Raw genomic sequence first — 2,390 nt, forward strand, 5'->3', positions numbered from 1 at the left:
ACGTAGACGCGGAAGTCCTTGCCGTCGGGGGTGCGGCTCGCGCCGGAGCGCTGCCAGCCGCGCCGTTCGTAGTACGGCCCCGCCCCGTCCGCTCCGGCCGAGGTGACCAGCGACATGCGGGTGCAGCCTGCCAGCACGGCGAAGTCGGTGAAGCGGGCGATCAGTTCGCCTCCGATGCCGTACGAGCGGGCCCGCTCGGAGACGGCCACGTGGGCGAGTACGGCCTCCCTGCCCGGACTCACGGGTCCCGGGGCCGGGGCGGGCGCGGGTGGGCCGCTTCTGCGCGGCACGAGCTTGCGGACGTAGCGCGGCAGCCGGGTGCGCAGGAAGCGGGCCAGGAGCGCGGGGCGCAGGGTGAGGGCGCCCGCCGCCCGGACTGCCAGCCCCGCTCCGTGCGCGCGCAGCAGCTGGCGCCGGTGCAGCGGCGGGTCGACGATCCCCACGAGGTAGCCGACGGGTTCGCCGTTCAGCTCCGCGATGAATCCGACGGCGTGCGGGCTGGTGAGGTAGGTGCGGGTGTGCGCGGTCAGGAACCCCGGGCCGAGGCGCGAGAAGAAGCCGTCGGGGAACAGGCGGCGATGCTCGGTGACGACGAACGGCAGATGCGCGGCGTCCATGAACCGCACCGTGGCCGCGGTGCTGACACCCCCTGTGACCCCCCGCGACCGGGGAATGCGCAGCTCGGTGGTGGGCTGGTCGAGGGGCTGGCCGGTGCCGGCGGGATACGGCGGCGCGGCGGCGCGGGGGTCGGCGTCCACACCCCGAAACTACTACGCAGCGTAGAAATTATCTACTACTCGACGTAGAAGCACAGGTCCTGTGCGCGGCGGCACGACGCGACCGGGCACGGCGGCGGCGAGGCGGGAGCGACCGCCCCGCGCCGCTCCGGCCGGTGATCGCCGGTCGCCGGTCACCCGCACCTGCGGTCGGCGGCCCGTCTGTGCCCCCCCCCGCATCCCCGGCACCCGTCATGTTTTCCGTGGTCCTGCAAGCGGGCCCCGGAACAAGGGCGGTCAGCCCCTGGGCTCGCCCGGCGTCCGGCCCCGCCCCGCCTCACCCTCGGGTGAGCCAGCGCACCTGGTAGCCGCGCAGGCGCACGTCCCGCCCGTCGACCGCCACCCGTACCGGCCGGTCGCGGGTGTTGACGACGAGCACCGCCCGGTCGTCGGCCAGCACCCGCACGTCCGCCGCCCCGGCGCCCGTCACGCGGACCGGCCGGCGGACGGAACCGGGCGGGAACTCCCGGTCGAAGCTCCGGAGCAGGCCCATCATCGGCAGCGTGCCGCCGGACGCGCGGGCGGTGCCGGTGCTGTTCCACAGGCAGACGTCGCACGGCGCGTGCCGCTTCTGCGGATTCCAGTAGAAGGCCGTGCCGGCGCCGCCCTCGGCGATCGCCGTCAGGGCGGCGGCCTGGAGGGCGATGCTCCGCGCCGCGTTCCGGGGGTCCGCGGTGGCGGCGTCCGTCTGCGGCTCGACGTAGTACTCGGCCCACCACAGCGGCAGGCTGGTGCGCTGGCGCAGCCACCGGCCGACGGCCGTGAACTTGCCGACCGCGCCGAACGCGTCGGGCCGCGGGGAACTGCCGCGCGGGGAACTGGAGCCGTCGACCACCACGAAGTCGGCCCCGGCCTTCTTCCTGTTCCAGTAGCCGAAGGCGTCCAGGACGCGCTGGTCGACGCTGCCCCAGGGGCCCTTCAGACCGGAGGCGAAGCGGGTGCTGCCCGGCGGGAGGCTGTCCATGTTCAGATACGGGCCGCCCACCCGGTTCCGCGCGTCGACCCCCTTGAGCGCCCGGTAGACGCCGTTGTAGAAGCGGGTGTAGCCCTCGTAGTCCCAGCGCTGCACCGCGTCGTCGAAGAACCCCTTGAACTCGTTCCAGACGAGGAAGTACCGCACATACGGGTAGCGCCGGGCGACGGTGGCGGCGAGGTCGGCGAAGTCGCCGTAGTGCTCGGGGCCCGGCGCCTTCTCCAGCGACCGCCGGGACCAGTCCGTACGGCCCGGTGTGCCGCCCTTCATCCAGTCCGGTGCGCAGCACAGGGTGATCACGGGGGTGCCGCCGGTCCGCCGGACGAGACGCATCCGCTCGTCCAGCGACGTGAAGTCGTAGCGGCCCGGGGCGGGTTCGGGGTTGTCCGCGCCCCAGCCCATGATGTGCTGGTTCTGCGGCAGGGAACGCGCGGACAGCGCGTCGAGCGCCGCCCCGACGGTCGCGGGGTCGCCGTCCGCCGCGCTGTACTGGGTGTGCGTGACGCCCCAGCCGAGCGCGGCCGGGGGCGCCGCGGGGGTACCGGAGCGGCCGACGCCCAGCGCGACGACGAGCGCGACGACGAGCGCGAGGGCCGCGGCCACCGCACCGACGGCGCCGACCCGCCACCGCGGCCCCGGCC

At 75.0% G+C, this 2,390-nt stretch carries 2 protein-coding genes; both read right to left on the minus strand.

The window, feature by feature from the left end:
* Positions 1-758 (minus strand): GNAT family N-acetyltransferase (locus SZN_RS36730; protein WP_007506072.1); only part of this gene is annotated, 758 nt, incomplete at its 3' end.
* Between the two features lie 295 nt (positions 759-1,053).
* Positions 1,054-2,390, minus strand: a 1,337-nt coding sequence (locus SZN_RS36735; protein ID WP_007506073.1) for a glycoside hydrolase family protein, incomplete at its 5' end; no start/stop codon positions are given.

It is taken from the genome of Streptomyces zinciresistens K42, assembly GCF_000225525.1.
Classification (GTDB): Bacteria; Actinomycetota; Actinomycetes; order Streptomycetales; family Streptomycetaceae; genus Streptomyces; species Streptomyces zinciresistens.